This is a genomic window from Pseudonocardia pini, assembly GCF_013870575.1.
In the GTDB taxonomy this organism is placed as follows: domain Bacteria; phylum Actinomycetota; class Actinomycetes; order Mycobacteriales; family Pseudonocardiaceae; genus Pseudonocardia; species Pseudonocardia pini.
The window spans coordinates 1-4394 of the sequence record NZ_JACBXB010000468.1 but is presented as its reverse complement, the minus strand read 5'-3'; the positions used below and the strand labels follow the sequence as shown (position 1 = coordinate 4394).

4 protein-coding genes are annotated in these 4394 nt (G+C 73.7%); 2 read left to right on the top strand and 2 right to left on the bottom strand.

The features are described 5' to 3' along the window. Positions 1–1737: sensor histidine kinase (locus tag H5J29_RS22480; RefSeq protein WP_181783027.1), on the bottom strand; the 1737-nt coding region annotated here is incomplete at its 3' end. Positions 1738–2124: 387 nt separating this feature from the next. Between H5J29_RS22480 and H5J29_RS22475 the strand changes: the two genes are divergently transcribed. Together H5J29_RS22475 and H5J29_RS22470 are read left to right on the top strand one after the other, a co-directional pair. After that, a complete protein-coding gene (locus H5J29_RS22475; RefSeq protein WP_181783026.1) occupies positions 2125–2382 on the top strand; it encodes a hypothetical protein in 258 nt (85 codons plus the stop codon). A 25-nt stretch (positions 2383–2407) separates the two neighbouring features. Beyond that, positions 2408–3550, top strand: a complete 1143-nt coding sequence (locus H5J29_RS22470; protein WP_181783025.1) for an App1 family protein phosphatidate phosphatase — start codon at positions 2408–2410, stop codon at positions 3548–3550. An 18-nt stretch (positions 3551–3568) separates the two neighbouring features. On the opposite strand, the gene H5J29_RS22465 is transcribed toward H5J29_RS22470, so the two are convergent. Then, a complete protein-coding gene (locus H5J29_RS22465; RefSeq protein WP_181783024.1) occupies positions 3569–4249 on the bottom strand; it encodes a DUF4383 domain-containing protein in 681 nt (226 codons plus the stop codon). Positions 4250–4394 lie beyond the last annotated feature (145 nt).

Here is a 4394-nt window from a genome sequence, read left to right as displayed (position 1 = left end):
CTCGGCGACGACCCGGTCGGCGGGCAGGTGGGCCGTGCCGGTCGGCACCTCGACGGTGAGCACCGTGCCGATCCCGGGTGTGCTCTGTGCGGAGATCGTCCCGCCGTGCAGGCCGACGAGCTCGCGCACCATCGCGAGCCCGATCCCACTGCCCTCGGCCGACCGGGACCGCACCCCGGTGACCCGGTGGAAGCGCTCGAACAGCCGCGGCATCTCGCTCTCGCCGACGCCGACGCCGGTGTCCGCCACCGTGAGCCGCACCGCGCCCGCGGTCTCGCGCAGCTCCACCCGGACGCTGCCGTCGAAGGTGAACTTGAGCGCGTTGGACAGCAGGTTGAGGACGATCTTCTCCCAGCTGTCCCGGTCCACGTGGACGGGACCGGACAGCGGCGGGCAGTCGACGACGAACTCGAGACCGGCGTGCTCGACGGCGGAGCGGAAGGCGCCCGCGAGCTCGGCGGTGAGCCGCGCGAGGTCCACCGGCGCGAACCGCGCGTCGATCCGGCCCGCCTGCAGCCGGGAGTAGTCGAGCAGGCTGTTGACCAGCTTGCCCAGGCGCAACCCGTTGCGGTGCACCACGTCGAGCTCGGTCCGCAGTCGGTCGCCGTCGACCGGGCCGGGGTCGGCCTCGCGGCGCAGGTCCTCGACCGGACCCATGATCAGGGTGAGCGGGGTGCGGAACTCGTGCGAGACGTTGGAGAAGAAGTCCGTCTTCGCCCGGTCCAGCTCGGCGAGCGCCTCGGCCCGCGTCCGTTCGGTCTCGTACGCGCGGGCGTTGAGCAGGCCGGAGGCGATCTGCGCGCCGAGCAGCTCCAGGAAGCCGCGGTAGCCGTCGTCGAGGGCGCGGTACGGGTTCAGCCCGGCGACCACGAACCCGGCGACCGAGCCGTCCTGCGCCGCGCCCAGGGGCAGCACGATGGCCTGCTGCGGGGCCCGGTCCCAGGGCCCGGACGGGGGGTCGGCGGGCAGGTCGTCGACGACGACGGCGCGGCCGTCGAGCACGTCCGGGACGGACCACGGGTGGTCCTGCGGGAGGACCTCGGGCGCCGCCACGGAGCCCGGTCCGACGCCCGCCGCGCAGGCGAGCCGGGCCGACCCGCACGCGTCGAGCAGGTAGACCGCGGCGAAGGGGAGGTCGCGGCTGCTGCTCCCGAGCTGCTCCCCGACGGCCTCGATGACCTCCTGCTCGGAGCGGGCCGAGGTCAACGCGGACGACAGTCCACGGAGGATGGACATCCGCCGCTCGGACAGCACGCGGTCGGTGTTCTCGGTGACCACGCAGAGGAAGCCGGAGACGACGCCCTCCTCGTCGGCGAGCGGGCTGTAGGAGAAGGTGTGGTAGGTCTCCTCCGGGTAGCCGCTGCGCTCGAGCAGCAGGAGCAGGTCCTCGTCCCAGGTCGCCTCGCCCGAGGCCAGCACGGACTCGATCCGGGGGCCGATGTCCGGCCAGATCTCCGCCCACACCTCGCGGGCGGGCCTGCCCAGCGCCCAAGGGTGCTTGGCGCGCAACGTGTCCCGCTGGTAGGCGTCGTTGTAGAAGAACGCGAGCTCGGGCCCCCAGCCCATCCACATCGAGAAGCGCGAGCCGAGCAGGATCCGGACCACCCCGCGCAGCGTCGCGGGCCAGGTCTCGGGCGGACCGACCGACGTGGAGGCCCAGTCCCATGCCGCCATCACCCGGCCCAGCTCGCCGCCCCGGGCGAACGGGCTGCCCGGGTCCTCGGGCGGACGGGACATCGAGGCTCCAGTTCTCCTCCGGTGAGCCGGGCCGGCCCGCGGGCAGCGTAACGGCGCCCGGCGGACGCGGCCACGCGCGCGGCGAGCCCGGGCGCCCCGATTCGACCCGACCGGGCGGACGCTGTTGACTACCGGTCCAGCGTGGGGGAGGACACACCGTGAGTCTCGTGCCCAGAGCGGTCGTCGTGCCGTGCACCGATCTCGCCCGTGACCTGCTGCCGTTCGTGCAGACGGGGATCAAGGGCCTCGACGAGCTCCGCGACCGGGCCGCGCAGCGGGTCCGCAGACGAACGGCCCCGCACAGCCCGGTCGGATTCGTGCTGGTGGGCACGGGCTCCGGCCTGCGACACTTGATGGACAGGTGCGTCGGGTCATGGAGGGGGCACGATGTTCGCACCGCACTCCTCGGCTCCGCTGCACGAGAGATCCCGCTACCGCGCCGCGGCGGACTGCGCACTCAGGCGGTACCCGGGCCCGATCGGTGAGCTGATCCACCGGGAGCTCACCTCCCACGCCGAACTCGGCTGCGGCGTGTCCGACCCCGCGGCCCTGATCCCGCGCCTCGCCCGCGCCATCCTGCGCCCGGCGCCGCGGGCCGCCGCGGCGGAGCCGACCACCGTCCGGGCGGCACGGGTGGCGGACTGATCGAACGCACGTCAGGCTGCACGGCGTGAAGCGCGCGCAGGCGAAGGCCGCACTCGTCCGACTGGCCGTCGTCGCGGAACGCGTGCTCGGCCGGGTCGTGATCCTCGTCGTGCTGGTCCGGGGCAACCGCAGGCCGCTGGTCCTGCCGTTCATCGGGCACGGGTCGACCGAGCGCGTCCGGATCGGCGCGCGGGTCGCGATGGGCCATCCCGACGCCGTCACCGAGGACGATCCCGCCCCCGGCCCGCGTTCGCGCAGGCAGATCCTCCTGGCGAGCCTGAGCCGGTTCTTCACCATCGAGCTGCCCAAGGCGCGCGTGGAGATCCGCACGCCGTCCGGGGTCCAGCAGGTCCGGGCGGACGTCGAGGGCTATGTGGACGCCGTCGTCGAGGGGCCCGGGCTGGAGCCCGGCTGGCAGGAGGCCGAGCTGACCCTGGAGGACGGGACGGCGGCGCGGGCGAAGGTGCTGGTCGTCGATCCGCGGGCGGACGTGGCGCTGGTCAGCGACGTGGACGACACCATCCTCGAGACCGGCCTCGGGCGTGGGCTGACCTTCCTGCGGGCCACGCTGCTGACCGAGACCGCGGACCGGGCCCCGCTGCCCGGCGCGGCCGCGCTGTACCAGGCGCTGGTGACGCCGTCGTCGGGCGTCCCCAGGCCGGTCTTCTACGTCTCGACGAGCCCGTGGAACCTGCACGGCACGCTGCTGGAGTTCATCGCGCTGCGCGCCTTCCCGCTCGGCCCGCTGCTGCTCACGGACTGGGGCCCGGGGCACGGCAACCTGTTCCGGATCGGCGCCCACGAACACAAGACCGGCCTGATCACCCGCATCCTCGACGAGCACCCGGGCCTCGGGCTGGTCCTCGTCGGCGACACCGGCCAGCTCGACCCGGAGATCTACGCCGCGGTGGCGGAGGCGCAGCCGGACCGCATCCGGGCCGTGTACGTGCGCCGGGCCGCACCGTGGAACCCGCGGCGGGACGCCCAGGTCCGCGCGTTGGCGGCACGGGTGACCGCGTTGGGGGTGCCGATGCTCGCGGTCGCCGACAGCACGGAGATCGCCGAGCACGCGGCGTCGATCGGGCTACTCGACCCGGCGGACGTCCGCACGGTCCGCGCCGAGACCAGCGGGGCCCGACCCGCCGGAGGTCTCGCGGCGACCCCCTGAGCCGTCGTGGGTTCCGCCTCAGGACTCGTCCCTGTGCTGCCAGGCGTGGATGCGGTCCTCGGCGCGCCGCACCCCGGCGAGCCGCTGGACGGCGGCCACGACCTCGGGCTCTGCGCGATGCTCGGCGACGGCGCGCTCCGCCGCGGCGAGCTCGCGGGCGGCCGAGGTCTCGGCCGCGTTCCCGTCGAGGTCGATGCCGCTGAGCTCCTTGCCCTGAAGACCGTCGGTGGGGCTGCCGACCCCGCGCTCGTCGGCGTAGGGGCTGTCACCGCGCACCCGGCCGGTGAACCGGCCCCACGACCCGACGATCAGCAGGATGCCGCCGACCACCAGGCTGAACACCACGTTCGACATCCGGAACGCCAGCAGGTTGAGGTCCGAGTTCAGGACCAGCACGTTCGCGATGCCGGAGAGCATGAACAGCGCCCCGACGACGACCGCGACGGTCGAGGACAACCGGCCGCCGCGGATGCCCGCGGCGATGAGGATCCCGCCGAACACCACCGAGATCACCGACAGCAGGCCGTTGGACGACAGACCCAGCACGGGCTGGCCCTCGGTGGAGAAGAACTCGAGGCTCTGCACGAAGCCGAGCACGGCGAACACCCACAGGCCGAGCCCGATGACCACCGAGCCCACCCGGTGCAGGAGGTCGACTCGGCTCGCTGTGGGGGCCTGGGACTCGTCTCGACCGCTCATGGTGTTCCTCCTCTACCGAGACGTGCGCGTCACGGTGCCGACAATCGCGCCATACCTTGTTCAACCAGGATGGGCCCGGCCGGCGGCGCGCGCCACTCGAACCACCGGCCCCACGCTCTAGGCTGATCGGCGTGACCTCCCCGGC

What these genes read in the sequence shown, in the direction of transcription:
- H5J29_RS22475 (WP_181783026.1), top strand. Translation starts at nt 2,125, where the DNA reads ATGTTCGCACCGCACTCCTCGGCTCCGCTGCACGAGAGATCCCGCTAC.
- H5J29_RS22465 (WP_181783024.1), bottom strand. Translation starts at nt 4,249, where the DNA reads ATGAGCGGTCGAGACGAGTCCCAGGCCCCCACAGCGAGCCGAGTCGAC.